Below are 17169 nucleotides of genomic sequence, written 5' to 3' on the forward strand. Positions count from 1 at the left end.
TGATCGCAGGGAGGTCAGACCATGCCCCGAACCATCTCACCCGAAGAGACCCGGCAGCAGTACGACGTCCACGGCGAGGGCGGCGGGATCGGCGAGTACCTGCTCCACCGCGCCAAGCCCCACCTGCCGCCGTGGCTCGCCGGAGCCGGTACGGGCCTGGCCTCCCTGCCCGCCCACTACTTCTGGTCCGGCGAGCCCGGCGTCACCGCCGGCCTCACCCTCGCCTCCGTCGCCCTGACCGGCCTCACCTGGTGGGCGGGCAAGTCGACCACCCAACAGCGCCGCCTTCACTCCGCCGTCACCGTCGCCGCCGCATCCACCTGGTTCACCGCGGCCGCGATCGCCGGACCCGGGGCGGGGCCGCTGGGGGAGCTGTACTTCATCGGCGCCCCCGCCCTCGCCCTGTCGTGGAACATCCGCCAGATCCTCCGCAAGAACGTCGAAGGCCCCGCCGCCGGCGCGGACGGCGGGTTCCTGGAGAAGGTCGGCCTGGCCAAGACCCAGGTCCTCCGCACGGAGGTCGGCCCTAACAAAGCCTCCTTCGACCTCCAACTCCCCCGCGGCGAACTCACCCCCGACGACGTGTCGAAGAACCTGACCCGCATCGCCGGCGCCCTGGACGTGCCGAAGACAGCGATCCGGATCCAGGAGAACCCGGACTCCGCGTCCAGGGTGATGCTGACCGTGGTCCCGCTGGACCTGCTGAAGAACACCGTCCCCTGCCCCGGCCCCAGCGCCCCCGGCGAGTCGATCAGCTTCCCCGTCGTGGTCGGGATCTACGAGGACGGAACCCCGGCGGTCATGTGGTTCCCCGGAGACCCGGACGAAGCCCGCAACGCCATGATGCTCCTGCTCATGGGCATGACCGGCTCGGGGAAGTCCGAAGGCGGCCTGACCGCGCTCGCCGAGATCCTCACGCGCCGCGACGTGATCGTGTGGGCGTCGGACCCGGCGAAGAAGGAGCAGACCCTCGGCCCGCTCCTGCCCGCGATCGACTGGGCCGCCCTCGACATGCCCTCCACCAAAGCCATGATCAAAGCCCTCACCGCCGTCATCCCCGCCCGGACCGCGTGGCTGGCGAAATACGGCTACAAGCAGTGGGTCGCCGCCTGCGCCGAGACCCAGTCCGACGGCGCCCCCGGCATGCCCTACCTGGTCGCCTGGTTCGAAGAGGCCGCGAAGACGATCCGTGAGATCGACGACGACGTGTTCACCGGCCTCGCCCAGGAAGCGCGCTCCGCCGGCGTCTCCCTCGTCCTGTCGATGCAGCGGGCCTCCGGCAACCAGGTCTCCACCGACACCCGCGCCTCCCTGGGTTCCTCCTGGTGCCACGGTGTCCGCACCGAGCAGGACGCCCGGTTCGCCCTCGACGACGAGGTACTCGACGCCGGGGCGGCCCCGCACGTGTGGAAGGACAAGAAGCCCGGCTACTCCTACCTCGTCGCCAACGGGGTGCCCGACGGCCAGTGGGCCACCCCGATGCGGGACTACCTGTGCAGCGTCGACTACCTGAACTGGGTCGTCGTCACCTTCTCCGACATCCGGGCCGCGATCGACCCCGTCACCGCCGGAGCGGCCGCACGCTCCGCCGACCGGGCGTTCACCGGCCGCACCCGCTACCCGATGCCCGGCACCACCGACCAGCCGGAGACCACCATGTCCAACGGCTACGGCCAGGACGAGGACGAAGAGCACGACTACTACCCCGAGGACGAGTACGACCGGCGCCCTCCGAACGGGGCCGACGAGGAGGACGACTACGCGGAGGGGGAGTTCATCGACGCGGAGCAGGAACTCCCCGAAGTCGACCAGGTCGTCCAGCTCGCCGCCCGGCCGCCGGCCGACGAACCCCGTCCGAAGATCAGCACCGCCGAAGCGCGGGCCGCGATGGAGGAAGTCCTCGAAGAGTTCGAGGACGAGGGACGGGACGTGGTCGGCCCGGCGGACTTCATGGAGTACTGCGACCGCTACGGCCGAGGCCGTTCCTGGGTCTCCGGACAGGTCGCCCAGTTCGTCCTCGCGGGCCGTCTCGCTGAGACCTGCGAGGTCGGCCGCTACCGGATCGTCCCGTACCAGGCAGCGGCCTGACGCGTCAGACACCCCCAACAGGGAACAGCCCCAATCCACAGGTCATACGTGCGCGCGAGGGGTGTCAGACGGGTGTCTGACGCGTCAGACACCCCCACCAGACACCCGCCCTGACACCCCAGACACCCCGCCCAGATAGGGCCCAAGCCACCCCGGCTCGGGCCCCGTCGCTCTTCCCCGGAGTCCGCCATGGCCTACGAACCCGCCCACCCGACCACCCCGGCGCCGCTCCTGTACGGGGAAGCGGTCCTGTACCCGCCGGCCGTCCCCGAGCCACGGATGCTGCCCGCCGAGATAGCGCCCGGCGTCCAGTACGTCACCCTCCCCGACGGCACACGCACCCTGGCCTACACCGCCCAGCCGGAGGCACCGGTCGTGCGGCCTGTCCCCACATGGGCCAAGACAACCGCACTCCTCGCCCCGACCGTCGGCGGAGGTATCGCGGCCGCCTCCGCCGGGCTGGCCTACGCAGCACCGGGACTGATCGCCATGGCCGAAGCCCTTTGGGCCGCCATAGCCCTCGTCGCCGCCGGAGCTGTCGTCACGATCGCCCGGCCTCGCCGCAGCGCCGCCCGGCCGACCACCCACATCACCCAGCACGTCACCGCCACCGGCCTCTTCGGCCGGGCTAGAGGCACTATCAACCACCGCTGAACGCACTCGGTTCAGACATCGGAGTGCATCTCAACTGGTGCTGGAGGTCTTCCGGTGCATGTCCCAGTGGGCCGCCAGCCACATCCGGTGCTCCCGCCGCAGTCGCGTGGTGAGCGGCTGGCCATGGAGCTGCCTGTACGGGACATAACCGTGCAGAGACGGGCTGACGTCGAGAACGAACCGTCCGGGATCGACCGCGATGAGCCCGAGGTCGAACAAGCGGTGTACATCGCGGCGCAGGAGGAGACCTCCGTCGCTGTGGTGCTGACCGCTTCCGGCGTAGCTGTAGAGGTGGGCGGCTTCGAGAGCGGCGGCGGGCGTGGGGCCTGTGAACGCGCAGTGTTCCCCGTGGGCCTCCAGGAGCGTCCGGCGGAAGGAAGCCTGCCCGATCCGGGCCCGGACCGTGACCTGCCGGTGCCCGCCCGCGAGCACTCGCTGTGCCTGCTCAGCGATGGCGATCGTCGTCGTCGCCCCGCTGGCGGTGATCGCGGCGCGCAGCTTCTCCCATCGCATCGAACGCAGGCTGTGCTGTGTCTTGGGCTTATCGCACAGGGGGCGGAGTTCGGCGCCGCTGAGTACGCCCGGCATGTCGACCCAGTACCGGCCGTGGCGTGAACGGTAGGTCGTCACCGGCTTGCTGCCGGCGACTCGGTCTTGGTCATCGAACTCGGCCTTGCACTTGAGGCACCTGTACTTGGGGCTCTTCGTCTTGCGGGGCTGGAACTCCGATGTGGAGCACGACGGGCAGAAGAAGACGTCCTTCACCGCCTGTCCCGTGTCGATGGCCTCGATCACCGAGATCCCCAGAAGTGACGTCGTGTCCCACAGCGCGATGACGTCCCCGACGGTCAGCTCCGCGTGGTGGGGCACCGCGCTGTCCCAGCTGTAGTGCTCCGACGGGAGATCGTCGTACCCGCTGTTCCCCCCGTGCTTTCGGCCATCCCCCACAGCCAGCACAAGCCAGGCAGTCGCCACACTCTCCCCCTCATCCGCGAACCCCCAGGGACAGGGCGCCAGTTCATCTGGATCCGCAGCCGCCCCGCGCTCCTCCACCCGCAAGGAGATCACAAGCATGATCCACCCCAGTGCCGCCAGGCGGTACCCTCCCCGACCCCGCCTGCTGGACGCGTTCTGCTGCGCGGGCGGTATGGCCATGGGCTACCACCTCGCCGGATTCGACGTGGTCGGAGTCGACATCGAGCCCCAGCCCGAATACCCCTTCACCTTCATCCAGGGCGACGCCGTCGCGTTCATCCGCGAGCACGGTGCGGAGTTCGACCTCATCCACGCCTCCCCGCCCTGCCAGGCCTGGACCCCCTTGAACGCCTACAACCACAAGTCGTATCCCGAACTGATCGCCCCCACCCGGGAAGCCATTGACGCGGCAGGGCGGCCCTACGTCATCGAGAACGTCGAAGCCGCCCACACCGAACTGCGAAACCCCGTCAGGCTGTGCGGCCCGATGTTCGGCCTACGGATGTACCGCCACCGGCTCTTCGAGACCAGCTTCCAGCTCACCGGACCCCGGCACCCCGCGCACACGGCGATCTGCACCCGAAACGGCTACCTCCCCACACCCGAGAAGCCGTTCATGACCATCACCGGCGGCCGCCACTCCAAGGCATGGCAGCGCGCTGCGGCGCGCGCGATGGGCACCCCATGGATCACCACCATCCGGGGCGTATGCGAAGCCATACCTCCCGCCTACGCCCACTGGATCGGCGGCCAGTACCTCAGCGCTCAGGAGGAGAAGGCCGCCGCGTGAATCAGCGAGGGCGGCCCGCTCTCGGCAAAGCCCGGGCCGCCCCCTCTTCCAGCACTCTCAAGAACTGGAGACCACCAGCATGACCCAGACCACCGACATCAGGCGAGAGCACCAGCCGCGCTTACTGGACGCGTTCTGCTGCCAGGGCGGCGCCGGCATGGGCTACCACCGCGCCGGGTTCGAAGTGACCGGCGTCGACAAGGACGCCCAGATCCGCTACCCGCTCGGCTTCGACCAGGGCGACGCCATCGACTTCATCCGCACCTTCGGCTCTGGCTTCGACTTCATCCACGCCTCCCCGCCCTGCCAGCACGACACCGACTGCCAGCGCATCCAGGGCCGCGCCCACCCCGACCTGATCGGGCCCACCCGCGACGCGCTGGAATCGACCGGCCGCCCGTGGGTCATGGAGAACGTCCGGGGCGCCGCCCCCAAGCTGCACCAGCCGGTGATGCTGTGCGGGGCGATGTTCGGGCTTCAGACGTACCGGCACCGGTACTTCGAGACCGGCGGCGGGTTCGCCCTCCCCCAGCTCCCGCACCCCACCCACACTGCCCCGCAGGCCAAGATGGGCCGCCCCGTACCCGACGGCTGGTTCGGGCAGTTCGTCGGGAACTTCTCCGGCGTCGCCCTGGCCCGCCAGGTCATGGGCGTGCCCTGGATGAACCGGGACGGCATCCGCGAATGCATCCCGCCCGCCTACGCCCAATGGATCGGCCAGCACGCCCTCATCCACCTCCCTGCGCCGGCGGTGGCCGCATGAACGACATGCTCCGCGCAGCCCTCGCTATGGCCGCCCGGGGCTGGCCCGTCTTCCCCCTCCGGCCCGGCTCCAAGACTCCCGCCCTGCACCGCCAGGACCGCTGCCCCCGGACCGGCGTATGCGGCGGCGGGCACGTGAAGTGGGAGCAGCGCGCCACCACCGATCAGGCGGCCATCGTCCGGTGCTGGAGCCACAAGCCGTACAACATCGGCCTGGCCACCGGCCCCGCCGGGCTGATCGTGGTCGACCTGGACATGCCCAAGGCGAACACCGGTCAGGACGCGCCTGGCGGCGCGGGCAACTTCCTGGCGCTCTGCGAGCGCGCCGGGCAGCCCGTCTCGGCCACCCTCACCGTGCGGACTCCCTCCGGCGGGATCCACCTGTACTTCACCGCTGCGGACGGAATCCGGCTCGGGAACACCGCGGGCAAGCTCGCCCCGCTCATCGACACCCGCGCGCACGGCGGATACGTCGTCGCCCCCGGCAGCGCCACAGCTGCCGGTACCTACGAGGTCACAGACCCGTCCCCGGTCGCCGGACTTCCCGCGTGGCTGCTGGCGCTGCTCCAGCCTCCGGCACCTCGCCCGCTCTGCCTGCGGATGCCCGGGGCGTTCCGCAGCGGCAGTGCGGCCCGCGCAGCGCTGGAAGCCGAGTGCAGCGTCGTCCGCCGGGCGCCCGCGAAGCAGGCGAACAACACGCTCAACCGCAGCGCCTTCAAGGTGGGGCGCTTCGTCGCGTGGGGCGACCTCCCCCGCGAGGAGGTTGAGGAGGCCTTCCAAGCGGCGGGGGAGGAACGCGGACTCACCGTGGCCGAGTGCCGCGCCACGATCCGCAGCGCCCTCGACAGCTCCGCCCGCACGGTCCGCGCCCGGGAGACGGCATGACCACCCAATCCCACTCCCCCTTGGAAGGCCCCACCCCCACCCCTGCCGGGACCAGCCCCGCCGAACCGGCCCCCGCCCCCGACGGCCCTAGCGCGCCGAAAGTCGTCGCCGAAGGCGTCCCTTCATCTGTTCGCCCTGACCCGCACGCCGACGACGGACGCCGCCCCGTGGCCTGGCTCCACATCGTCGCCCCCGGCCGCGGCGTCGCCCCGTCCGTCCGGTCCTGGTGCCGGTGCGGGCGGGACCTGTTCGCTGCGGGCCAGCGACGCGCCCTCGCCCTAATCAACGACCACAACGTCCACCGCACCATCTGCCCTCTGCGGGCCGACGACAGGAGTGCAGCCGCATGACTCTCACCACCGTCCTTCCCGCCCCCGCTGACACCACCGAGGCCCAGGAGCAGGCGCCGGAGGGAGCGGCCGTCCTCGACGCGGTGGAGGCCTTCCACCGCCGCTTCAACGTCTTCCCAAGCGAGTCCGCATACGTCGCCGTCGTGCTGTGGGACGCGCACGCACACCTCCTCGACACGTTCGATGCCACGCCCCGGATCGCGTTCCTCTCCCCGGAACCCGGGTCCGGGAAGTCCCGGGCGCTGGAGATCGTGGAGACCCTCGTGCCCGCGCCGATGGTCGCGGTCAACGCCTCCCCGGCCGCACTCTTCCGCGCTGTCTCGGGAGGAGAGGGACGTCCGACGATCCTCTTCGACGAGATCGACACCGTCTTCGGCCCCAAGGCCGGTGAGAACGAGGAACTGCGCGGGTTCATCAACGCAGGCCACCGCCGCTCCGGTGTCACCTACCGCTGCGTCAGCGACGGACAGGGCAACCAGTCCGTCGTCGCCTTCCCGTCGTACTGCGCCCTCGCTGTCGCCGGACTGGGGAACCTGCCGGACACGATCCTGACCCGCTCCGTGGTCATCCGCATGCGCCGTCGGGCCCGCAACGAGCGCGTCGAACCGTTCCGTGCCCGCCTCCACACCTCCGAAGGCCATGCTCTGCGCGACAGGCTCGCAGACTGGGCCGACACCGTCCGCGACCGCGTCATGGGCGCCTTCCCCGTCATGCCCGACGGGGTCACCGACCGGCCCGCCGACGTATGGGAGCCGCTCCTCGCCGTGGCGGATGCGGCCGGTGGGGACTGGCCGGAGCGAGCCCGTGTCGCGTGCCTGGAACTGGTCAACGCCTCCCAGAGTGATGACAAGGCCAGCATCGGGATCCGTCTTCTCACCGACCTGCGCGACCACGTCTTTGGCGACATCCCCCGCCTGCCCACCGCCGCCGTCCTCGAACAGCTCCGCTCTCTCGACGAAGCGCCTTGGGGGGACATGGCGAACGGCCGGCCGCTCGACGCCCGAGGCCTCGGGCAGATGCTCCGGGAGTACATGACCGTGGACAACAAGCCCATCGTCGCCAGGAACATCAAGAGCGCGGGCGCGGTCCTCAAGGGCTACTACGCCGCCGACCTCGCCGATGCCTGGATTCGGTACTGCCCACCCCCCACCCCCTGAAAGAGCGCTACCGCCGCTACCTCCGCTACCTCGCAGGTCAGAGCACCTGCGAGAAGTAGCGGCACCACCTGAGGTAGCGGCAAAACACCGCTACCGGCGTGGCCCCGGCAACGGGCCGGGGCCACTCACTCATCCGCTACCGCTACACCTTCCGCTACCAAAACACCGCCCCTGACCTGCGCGGTAGCGGAGTAGCGGCGGTAGCGGACATCTGAGAGGGGAGGCCGACGCGCCCTCCGCTCCTCAGCGCTCATTGGGCCTCACCGACTGACTCACGAGGAGACGACGATGGCAACGTCCCGACGGCAGCGAACGCCAGTGGACGAATGGCTGCCTCTCACCGAGGTACTTGAGGAACTCGGCATCACCCGCGCCACCTGGTACCGCTGGCGAAACCGTGGCTATGGCCCGGCGGCGCGCCGCCTTCCGAACGGTCACCTTCGGGTGCGCCGAAGTGTTCTGGACGAGTTCAACAACGGCCTGGAGGCTGCGTGACCGACTGGAGCTACACGGTCAAGATGTGGGCCATCCGCAAGCGGCCCTACCGGAAGCCCTACCAACTCCGTTGGCAGGTGGGGATCCGACCTCACTCCGAGTCGTTCCTGACGCTCGGGCTTGCCGAGAGCCGGCGCGCGCAGCTGATCACCGCCGCACGGGCCGGAGAGCCCTTCGACGTCGACAGTGGGCTCCCCCGGTCGCTGATCCAGCGCGAGAAGGACATCCCCTGGTACCAGCACGCCCGGAACTACATCGAGATGAAGTGGGACCACTCCCCCGCCAGCACGCGGAAGACGCTGGCCGAGGCCATGGCCACGGTCACCATGGCTCTGGTGAAGGACACGAAGGGCATGGCCGAGCCGAGGATCGCCCGGCGGGTGCTCTACAGCTGGGCGTTCAACGTGCACCAGTGGGACAAGGAGCAGCCGGACGAAGTGAAGGCGGTGCTGGCATGGTTCGAGCGGAAGTCAGTTCCGGTGTCAGCCCTTTCCGAGCGGATGCTCGCGCGGAAGGCCCTGAACGCCTGCACCAAGCGGCTGGACGGGAGGACGTCCGCAGGGTCCGTCATCACTCGGAAACGGGCCATTTTCCACCAGGCTCTCGGGTACGCGGTGGACGCGGAGCTGCTGGCGGAGAACCCGCTCCATTCCCTCCAGTGGTCGGCTCCTGAGAAGGTCGGCGAAGAACTGGACCGCGCGTGCGTGCCCGGTCCAGAGCTCGCCGAGCGGCTACTGGCCGGGGTTCGATCGCAGGGGGCGCGGGGGCGGCATCTGGAGGCCTTCTTCGCCTGCATCCTCTATGCCGCCGCCCGCCCCGGGGAGACGGTCGGGCTGCGGGCCGCGGACTTCCACCTGCCCCAGCGAGGGTGGGGGACGGTGTGGCTGCGGGAAAGCCGACCGCGTGCCGGCCGGTCCTGGACGGACTCTGGCGAGGCCCACGATCGGAAGGGGCTCAAGCACCGGCCGCGCAGCGCCGTACGGCAGGTCCCGATCCCGCCGCAGCTCGTGTCACTGCTCCGGTGGCACGTCACGGCACACGGCGTCGCGGCGGACGGCCGGCTCTTCCGAACGGCTCGCGGCGGCATGGTGCAGGAGAGCGGGTACGGGGAGGTGTGGGCGGAGGCCAGGGCCAAAGTGCTCAGCCCGCAGGATCAGGCCTCCAAGCTGGCGAAACGGCCCTATGACCTTCGCCACACCGCGGTGTCGACCTGGCTGAGCGCGGGGGTGGAGCCGCAGATCGTTGCCGAGCGGGCGGGCCACAGCCTGGCGGTGCTCTTCCGGGTGTATGCGAAGTTCCTGAAGGACGGGGAGGAGGCAGCGAACGCCAAGATCTCTGCGCGTTTGGACCGTAAGTAGGACGAGGGCCGCAGGACGGGTCAGGCGCTCAACCCGCCACTGCAATGCCGTGCTGCCGCCAGGCTCGTGCTGGCGGCAGCTACAGCAGCAGCTGATGGGCCCTAGGCAGACGGAGGCACCCGCACGCATGCCGTCCTGAACGAGCCGCGCTACAAGGGCAGTCCTCGCCCTACAGATACACAGGCTCGTCGGACGGAGTGTGACTTACTCCACGCTAGTCGCCGAAACGATCGCGTCATCCTCGTTACGGGAGTCCTTTGCTTGAAAGCGGACCAGACGGCGCGAAGAATCGATCGCTGACTTCGGCGGAATCAAGGTGAATGCCATCACGACCTTCGCTGGATCCGCGTTGCCACGTGAGACAGCCGCCCTTACATCCGCTTCCTCCGTGCCTTCGACGACCGGATAGATCAGTGCAACGCCCGTTCTTGCTCCAACTACCGGGCTCCGGTCCGACTCAAGTGCCGCAACCTCGATCATCTGCAGGGCCGCCTTCTTGTGCTCCACACCCGCGATACGGCTGAACGAGGACTTGCCTTCCTGCCGACTGCGGCGGGCCAATGAAAGTGGGACTGAACCCAGGACGGATGCCTCGACCCGGTCGTCCTGGACAGCTTGCGGGGCGATCAGCAGCCAGTCATCAACGGTGGCCAGACGGCCGTCGAGCTGAGCCAGGTAACGAAGATGGGGTCGGAAAATGCCCTCACGCGCCCACTCCAGCCCGCTAAGCACTGAGAGCAGCTCAGCGTGGCTGACGCTCGCGGTAAGCGCGGGGAAAGTCCGGCTTGCACCTGTTGGGCCCGCCGGGTAGGCAACAGGGGTCCGCTGTGAAGAGAAGGCCTCGAGCAGGGGACGCCAGCGCTCCGTGTTACGCCGCAAGGAGGCGGAGTCCGTCGGGTACGCGGCCGGCTCGATTGGCTTTCCTGGCGAACGCACCTCCACGAGCTCAGCATTAAACATCTTATTGCGGGCCGATGGCTTGATCCATGGGAGATGCTGCCCGACCAGAGGGGGTACCTGAGAAGGAGTGACTTGGGGTTTTCCGTCGACGAGTTCGGCGTACTGGGCGAGCTGCTGGCGGAAGAGTTCCTCATCCTGGCAGATAGCTTCGAAGGCTTCGTAAAGATCGACGGTGGTTTTTTTCGTCAGCTGCTCCTCTCGGCCGATGTAGAGGCGAACGAGATCTCGATATCCCGGACGGAACCCAAACCATCGACCCATTTGCATGAGCGTGTCAGCCTGGCGGGCAGTGCGACGGTAGTACGTGACGGTGAGACCTTCGACCGTGAAGCCACGCGACAGCTTTGTTCCACCTACGAGGATTTTCCAGACGTGAGGCGTGCGGTCGAAGTCGAGATCAAGCTGCTCGAAGTATTTGTCTGTATCGCCGTTGACTATTACTACTGCATTGCCCCCAGCGCCGATGAGCTGGCGCGCTCGACTGACATAGGGGCGGAGTTCGTCGTATGAGACGGGGTTGGGGAGATCAGCTGCGCGGGCGGAGGAAACGGGAGCAAAGTCGGCTGCCCACAGGGCGGCCAGGCGCGCATGGCCTTCTGTAGATGTGTAGCCGGCCTGGTGCCACATTGAATTGATACGCAAGGCCAATTCGGCGTGGTCGTTCGTGCGCACGGACTGATGAACCAGCATGGTGTGATGGCGGAACGGACCATCGGGGATGCCGCGATCGGCCCGGAAGAGTTTCAGGGCTCCGGTGACCACAAAACTGTCCATTGCTTCTTGGAGGCGGTCGCCGGTTCCGCTGCGGATTCCTCGTACATGCGCCTTCTGTTGCGAGTTGGCGACTGTGCGTTCGGCGCCCTTCAAGGTGGAGTCGAGGTCATGGAAGTCCTGGACACCCATATACCCCTCAGGGCGTGGCAGGGAAATCAGGAAGTCGCTAGGGAAGATGTCTTGGGCATCTCCGGGATCGACAAAGACGTTTGCGAAGGGCGTCGCCGTGTACCCGATGTACTGCGCCCGCGGGAGCAGCTGCAGCAGCTGCGATATGAGTTTATTAATAGCCGTGCGTTCAGTGGCGCCCTTCTGCCACTTCTCGGGATTAGAAGTATTGACAGAAGCCTGGTCGGATTCGTCATCGATGATCAGCGCCGGCAGCTCGCCGAGGACGCCGTGGACCTGCTTAAGATCCTTTACCAATTTTTCCAGAACCAGTTTATTCTTCTTGACAACCATTACCCGTGCTGCGGCATGGTGAAGGTTGGCGGGGTCGTGCAGGGGCAGCGTGGGCTCACGCTTTTCAAACTCCAAGGTTCTGATCCCCTGGTCAAGACTCTTGTAGTCTTTTTCCCGAGTAGTCAGGCGCTCGATGTCAAATGCCCGCTGCGCCGAGGGGCGTCCACCATGCTGCACGAACTGGGGCCAGTCTGTGTCGTCACCCACGTAGTCGATACCCACGAGGGAGTCGAGGTCTGTAGGGTCCGCCCCGCGGAGGATATTTTCCTGGCCGATCAGTTCCATGTCCAAGCGGCGCTGTGTCTGGGCGCGCAGCAGATTGAGGGTGCCGCCAAGGACGATCACCAAGCGGTAGCCCGCATCAAGTGCCTTTGCGATGACGCCGGTGAAGTTGGCTGTCTTGCCGGACTGCACATATCCCACGACGAGGCCTTTGGCCTGCCGAACCGCCCTCTGCTCGGGGTCGCAGAGACGCTCGACGACCGCCCTACTGGCCTCGTCCAGACCTGCGATCGAAGCCTCAGACCAGCCCTTGTCCCTGAGTTTGCTCTCGTACGCCCGCCAGTAGAAGGAACGCGCTGAAGCGCGCTCGGCCGTGTACCACGGGGTGTGCTCTTTAGCGATGACGGTGGCGCCTGCCGTGTGAGCCACTGGTATCGCCGCGTCGAGCACCTTGCGCAGGTCAGCGCCGAAGCGAAGCCGGTCATACGCGGCGGTACGGCGCTCATCAGTACGCGGTGCTGTCGCCAGTGCCCAGGGAGACTCCTCCGCAAAGTCCCACGCTGTTAGAGATCGGGACCAGAGGGTGAAAAGCGGTCCGCCAGTCAGGGCCTCTTCAACCAGGCGCGCACGGAAGGTCTCCTCACCCAGATCAGTTCCCGGGAAATCTTCTTCGGCAGTCAGAACGGCAAACTTCTCAAAATGGCGCGGACTCGCCTTCATCCCATTCAGGACTTCAGCATGGACTGCTAGAAGCGCGTCGGTCATGTCAGCTTTCCCCATTCACAAACGACGGCAGGTCAATAGTCGATCCGGTTCCGGCGTTCACGCTGAGCTTGGACCGCTGCGAATAGAATGTTGTTCCAGTATTCGATTCGGTCAGCACGCCTCTTCTCCCAGCGGCCGAGACCGAAGCAGTCCTGGAGCAGCAGGTAAAGCAATGCCTTGGTGACCGGCGCATCATTCGCCCCGCCCCGCCGCCCATCGTTGAAGTCCTCACGGAAATCCCTATTGAGAAGGATGATGTGGTTCTCTCGGTCGAGCTGAAAGAACTGCCCTTCGGGCAAGGCTACCCAGTCAACACGGATAGGTTCCTCACCATTCTTTAGCGGCAGTTCCTCGCGGACAGCCCGCTTAACCTTCGGGTCGAGCCCTTTTCCGGGCTCGATGACAGAAGGCCTTTCAATGTTCGACCGGGAAGTTCCTTCACGGTAGGCGACCTGCGCATCGAGGATGTAGGAGCCCCATTCAGCGCCTGCTGCATCGACGGCCTCGTGCACTCCTAGAGTAAAGGCGGGCGTAACCTCGACTCCATCCTTCTTTACCGTAAGACTGAAAACGTCGTTGACTTCGTCGGGTAGATCCACGGCTACACGGGCAAGCGCCAGATGCCCCTCGGGACTGCGGAGATTACTCCATCCGCCAGCCTGCACGAGTCGATCATTTCGATAGAAATAGAAACCCTGACGATCATGCACTGCACCAATTTGTCGGAACCCGGCAAGATTGGACCTGGGGGGCCAGATGTGCGCCTCAAGGCCTACCTGCCCCACTCCCTCTACTGAGGCACTGAATTTTTTCGGATAGCCGGCCCTTCCGGGCAGCTTGTAGCCGAATGGGTCGAGCGCGTCCACGCTTATGTGATCAGTTTCCTCGCCAGTTGCCACGTCCCAGACGGCTATGTCGAGCTTCAGCCCTCGACTCAGAAACCGATGCAGGTAGAGTCCGAGATGCGTCTCAAGCCGCGAAATAGCCTTTGAGAGAAACTGCTCGCTTTGGCCCGGCGCCACGGTCTCAAAGGCCCGTACGCGGTCCCAGCGCACGATCGTCCCCTGCCACTCGATCAGGCCGTCATAGACATCGATCTGCTGCTGGGCAAACGCCGGCTCGACTGTGTCGCATCGGAAGCCGTCTTCGATGCCTTCTGCGGTCAACTTGCGGCCTGCTGCGCGACTGCGCCGGGTCCGGCTGATGACTGTGAGCGATCGAGCATGAGACAGGGAGGCGGCTTTGAGGCCAGTGCCGTACATGCCGAGTGCATGGCCTCCGTAGTCGCGGCGACGGCCGACAGTCATGGCTCGGTCGAGGCCCGCATCGTCCATACCCCGCCCGTTGTCCAGAACCAGCAAGGACACGATGCGGGCATCGGCGCGGAGAAAGTGCACCACGATGGCGTCAGCTTCGGCATCGATCGCGTTGTCGACGAGGTCTGCGACGGCCGCCTCGAAGCTATACCCCTGGTTGGTTAGCGCCTTGGCGTACCCGGCATCCGGGGGCAGTCGCGTGCTTCCGCTGGTCGGGACGTCGTACTGCCAGCTGGAGGGCAGCGAGGTGGAGGAGGGCATGCGTTCCTGTTCCTTTGCGCAGATGGGCCCCGTGTGGGGGGAACAGCGGCCCGTCACCGATGCGGCATTCTACGTAGACGCGGGGTCTACGGGAGGTGTTCGTCACATGATCGACGCGCACGCCTTCCAATCCCGTATCGGCACGACCTCCGGCAGGCTGCCTGCCCACAGCTCAGCACCGGTGCCTCAGATCTTTGCGGCACGCACCGCAGGGGTCCGACGGCGCCGCTCCAACGGATGTACGCGGTATGCCCCAAGGCGTTGGCCCGTCTTGACCTGAAGCAGCGGAGGACGGCGGAGCGTCCGGCCAGGGATGGAAATCCCGTCCACGCGCCGTCCACAGAGGCTGGTAGAGAGCGTGAAGGGGGGAGACAGAGCGAGACAGTCGACTCTCCGTGTTCGAAAACGAAGAAACCCCCGTTCGCTGCGTTTCCGCAGATGAACGGGGGTTCCACTCGCGTGGCGGCGCCAGGGTTCGAACCTGGGTAGGCTGAGCCGGCAGATTTACAGTCTGCTCCCTTTGGCCACTCGGGCACACCGCCAAGATTTGCTGCCATTTTTTCCGCCTTGCGGCGGCGCTCCCTGGCAACGACGTAAACGATACCTGATGACCGGGGGTGCTTCACCACCGGATTGATCAGCGCTGGGGGTGGGCACGGTGGCTAGGCTTTGCCGAGCGGTCCGGGCATGTCCGGCCGCGCCCTCCGGGGTGATCACAACCGACTTCAAGGAGCCACAGCACATGGCCGACTCCAGTTTCGACATCGTCTCGAAGGTCGAGCGGCAGGAGGTCGACAACGCCCTCAACCAGGCCGCCAAGGAGCTCTCGCAGCGCTACGACTTCAAGGGCACCGGCGCCACGATCGCCTGGTCCGGCGAGAAGATCCTGATGGAGGCGAACTCCGAGGAGCGCGTGAAGGCCGTCCTCGACGTCTTCGAGACCAAGCTGGTCAAGCGCGGGATCTCGCTGAAGGCGCTCGACGCCGGCGAGCCGCAGCTGTCCGGCAAGGAGTACAAGATCTTCGCCACGATCGAGGAGGGCATCTCCCAGGAGAACGCCAAGAAGGTCGCGAAGATCATCCGGGACGAGGGTCCCAAGGGCGTCAAGGCCCAGGTCCAGGGCGAGGAGCTGCGTGTCAGCTCCAAGAGCCGTGACGACCTCCAGGAGGTCCAGGCGCTGCTCAAGGGCAAGGACCTGGACTTCGCGATCCAGTTCGTGAACTACCGCTGACCCTGTTCCGCGATCTGCCCCACGCCGGCCCGGCGGTCTTCACCGACCGCCGGGCCGCGGCGGTCGCGAAGGGGGTGTGTGCGGGGCGTGTGCGGCGCACGCGCCACCTTGGACTCCTGTGGGCACTTGGGGCGCGATGAGTGCGCCCACCACGCTGGTTGGCATCACATCACCGCGTGGCAGGGGGTTCTCGCATGCCTGGGGCCGGCACGTTCCGTGATGACTTCGGGGCATCCGTGGTCGTCGCGCTGGTCGCTCTACCCCTGTGCGTCGGGGTGGCGGTCGCCTCCGGGGTACCGGCCGAGCTGGGGATCGTCACCGGGGTGGTCGGCGGGCTGGTCACCGGATGGTTCCGCGGGAGCGCCCTCCAGGTGAGCGGGCCCGCGGCCGGGCTCACCGTCCTCGTCTACGAGGCGGTGCAGGCCTACGGTCTTCCCGCTCTCGGGGTGCTGGTGCTGGCCGCCGGGGTGGTGCAGCTGGGCATGGGGATGCTGCGGCTCGGGCGGTGGTTCCGGGCGATCTCCGTCGCCGTCGTGCACGGGATGCTGGCCGGGATCGGGCTGGTGCTGATCTCCGGGCAGTTGTACGCCCTGGGCGGGGTCGAGGCGCCGGGGCAGACCCTGGCGAAGCTGCGCGGGGTGCACGAGCTCGGCACTCAGGCCGACTTGGCGGCCGTGCTGCTGGGGGTCGGGACGATCGCCGCCATGGTCGCCTGGCGCAGGATGCCGGCAAGGCTTCGGATCGTGCCCGGGGCGCTGATCGGGGTGGCCGCCGCCACCGCCGCGGCCGTCCTGCTGCGGCTGCCCGTCGAGAAGGTGCGGGTGACGGGCGTACTGGCGGCCGTGTCCCCGCCCGGCTGGGGCGACTTCGAGGTGCTGGCCTCGGTCGGCGCGGCCGGGACCGTGGTCGCGCTGGCACTGATCGCCTCCGCGGAGACGCTGTTCAGTGCCGCGGCCGTGGACCGCATGCACGACGGTCCGAGGACGGAGTACGACAAGGAACTCATCGCCCAGGGCGTGGGCAACAGCATGTGCGGGCTGCTCGGCGCGCTGCCGATGACCGCCGTCATCGTGCGCAGCGCCGCCAATGTGGAGGCCGGGGCGCGCACCCGTGCGGCCCGGGTGCTGCACGGTGGCTGGCTGTTGCTCTTCGCCGTGGCCTTTCCCCAGCTCCTGGAGAGCGTTCCGCTGGCGGCGCTGGCCGGGGTGCTGCTGCACGCGGGCTGGAAGCTGCTGCCGGCGCGGGCGGTGGCCGCGTTGTGGCGGACGCACCGGGGTGAGGCGGTGGTGCTCGTGGTCACGGCCTCGGCGATCGTGGTCACCAACCTCTTCGAGGGGGTGCTGATCGGGCTGGGGCTCGCCGTCGCCAAGGCGGCCTGGGAGACCTCCCATGTGCACATCGAGGAGGTGTGGGAGGACGAGGAGCTGTGCGTGCAGGTCTTGGGGAACGCCAGCTTCCTGCGGCTTCCCAAGCTGCTCGACGCCCTGGAGGCGCTGCCGCACGGGCAGCCGGTGCGGCTGGATCTGAGCGGGCTGCGCCACCTGGACCACGCCTGTCTGACGGCCCTGGAGGGCTGGGAGCGTACGCGGGCGCCGCTGCCCGGCCGGGAGGGCGTCATCTAGGGGGGTTACCCTCCGCCCGTGGAAGACCAGTTGAAGCGCACC

13 protein-coding genes, 1 tRNA gene and 1 pseudogene are annotated in these 17169 nt (G+C 67.5%); 11 read left to right on the forward strand and 4 right to left on the reverse strand.

The features are described 5' to 3' along the window. The first annotated feature begins 21 nt into the window (after positions 1-21). Complete coding sequence (gene traB, locus Sspor_RS18945; protein ID WP_237404456.1) at positions 22-2088, forward strand: plasmid transfer protein TraB; 2067 nt, start codon at positions 22-24, stop codon at positions 2086-2088. Positions 2089-2277: 189 nt separating this feature from the next. Beyond that, positions 2278-2742, forward strand: coding sequence for a hypothetical protein (locus tag Sspor_RS18950; protein ID WP_373318794.1), 465 nt, complete (start codon positions 2278-2280; stop codon positions 2740-2742). A gap of 30 nt (positions 2743-2772) precedes the next feature. Here Sspor_RS18950 and Sspor_RS18955 read toward each other — a convergent pair whose 3' ends face one another. Continuing rightward, the gene (locus tag Sspor_RS18955; protein WP_202200191.1) at positions 2773-3816 is read right to left on the reverse strand and encodes an HNH endonuclease; all 1044 of its coding nucleotides are present in this window, start codon (positions 3814-3816) and stop codon (positions 2773-2775) included. Between Sspor_RS18955 and Sspor_RS18960 the strand changes: the two genes are divergently transcribed. From Sspor_RS18960 to Sspor_RS18990, 7 genes and pseudogenes are all read left to right on the forward strand, one after another. Further along, positions 3815-4507 (forward strand): class I SAM-dependent methyltransferase, encoded by a 693-nt coding sequence (locus tag Sspor_RS18960; protein ID WP_202200192.1) that lies wholly within the window; start codon positions 3815-3817, stop codon positions 4505-4507. The genes Sspor_RS18955 and Sspor_RS18960 overlap by 2 nt on opposite strands. A gap of 79 nt (positions 4508-4586) precedes the next feature. After that, a complete protein-coding gene (locus Sspor_RS18965) occupies positions 4587-5270 on the forward strand; it encodes a DNA cytosine methyltransferase (protein WP_202200193.1) in 684 nt (227 codons plus the stop codon). Continuing rightward, positions 5267-6154 carry a bifunctional DNA primase/polymerase gene (locus tag Sspor_RS18970; RefSeq protein ID WP_202200194.1) on the forward strand — a complete coding sequence of 296 codons (888 nt, stop codon included), beginning with the start codon at positions 5267-5269 and terminating at the stop codon, positions 6152-6154. Before Sspor_RS18965 ends, Sspor_RS18970 begins: the two co-directional genes overlap by 4 nt. Continuing rightward, on the forward strand, positions 6151-6504 hold the full coding sequence (locus tag Sspor_RS18975) for a hypothetical protein (protein WP_202200195.1): 354 nt from the start codon (positions 6151-6153) through the stop codon (positions 6502-6504). Before Sspor_RS18970 ends, Sspor_RS18975 begins: the two co-directional genes overlap by 4 nt. Next, positions 6501-7658, forward strand: a pseudogene (locus Sspor_RS18980) (DUF3631 domain-containing protein); the annotation flags it as partial. The gene Sspor_RS18975 and the pseudogene Sspor_RS18980, both read left to right, overlap by 4 nt. A 321-nt stretch (positions 7659-7979) precedes the next feature. Further along, positions 7980-8156, forward strand: a complete 177-nt coding sequence (locus tag Sspor_RS18985; protein WP_373318795.1) for a helix-turn-helix transcriptional regulator — start codon at positions 7980-7982, stop codon at positions 8154-8156. Next, positions 8153-9514 carry a tyrosine-type recombinase/integrase gene (locus Sspor_RS18990; RefSeq protein WP_417837725.1) on the forward strand — a complete coding sequence of 454 codons (1362 nt, stop codon included), beginning with the start codon at positions 8153-8155 and terminating at the stop codon, positions 9512-9514. The genes Sspor_RS18985 and Sspor_RS18990 overlap by 4 nt, the downstream gene beginning before the upstream one ends. A 204-nt stretch (positions 9515-9718) precedes the next feature. Here the strand turns inward: Sspor_RS18990 and Sspor_RS18995 are convergent, their stop codons facing one another. The 3 genes from Sspor_RS18995 to Sspor_RS19005 all read right to left on the reverse strand — a co-directional run bounded on the left by Sspor_RS18995 (position 9719) and on the right by Sspor_RS19005 (position 14816). After that, the gene (locus Sspor_RS18995) at positions 9719-12697 is read right to left on the reverse strand and encodes a Z1 domain-containing protein (protein WP_202200198.1); all 2979 of its coding nucleotides are present in this window, start codon (positions 12695-12697) and stop codon (positions 9719-9721) included. 32 nt (positions 12698-12729) lie between these two features. Further along, complete coding sequence (locus Sspor_RS19000) at positions 12730-14274, reverse strand: ATP-binding protein (protein WP_202200199.1); 1545 nt, start codon at positions 14272-14274, stop codon at positions 12730-12732. Positions 14275-14734: 460 nt separating this feature from the next. Next, positions 14735-14816, reverse strand: a tRNA-Tyr gene (locus Sspor_RS19005). A gap of 200 nt (positions 14817-15016) precedes the next feature. On the opposite strand from Sspor_RS19005, the gene Sspor_RS19010 reads away from it, so the two are divergent. Together Sspor_RS19010 and Sspor_RS19015 are read left to right on the forward strand one after the other, a co-directional pair. Next, complete coding sequence (locus Sspor_RS19010) at positions 15017-15505, forward strand: YajQ family cyclic di-GMP-binding protein (protein ID WP_030009008.1); 489 nt, start codon at positions 15017-15019, stop codon at positions 15503-15505. A gap of 194 nt (positions 15506-15699) precedes the next feature. Then, positions 15700-17127, forward strand: coding sequence for a SulP family inorganic anion transporter (locus Sspor_RS19015; RefSeq protein ID WP_202200200.1), 1428 nt, complete (start codon positions 15700-15702; stop codon positions 17125-17127). Positions 17128-17169: the final 42 nt, after the last annotated feature.

Source organism: Streptomyces spororaveus (assembly GCF_016755875.1).
In the GTDB taxonomy this organism is placed as follows: domain Bacteria; phylum Actinomycetota; class Actinomycetes; order Streptomycetales; family Streptomycetaceae; genus Streptomyces; species Streptomyces spororaveus.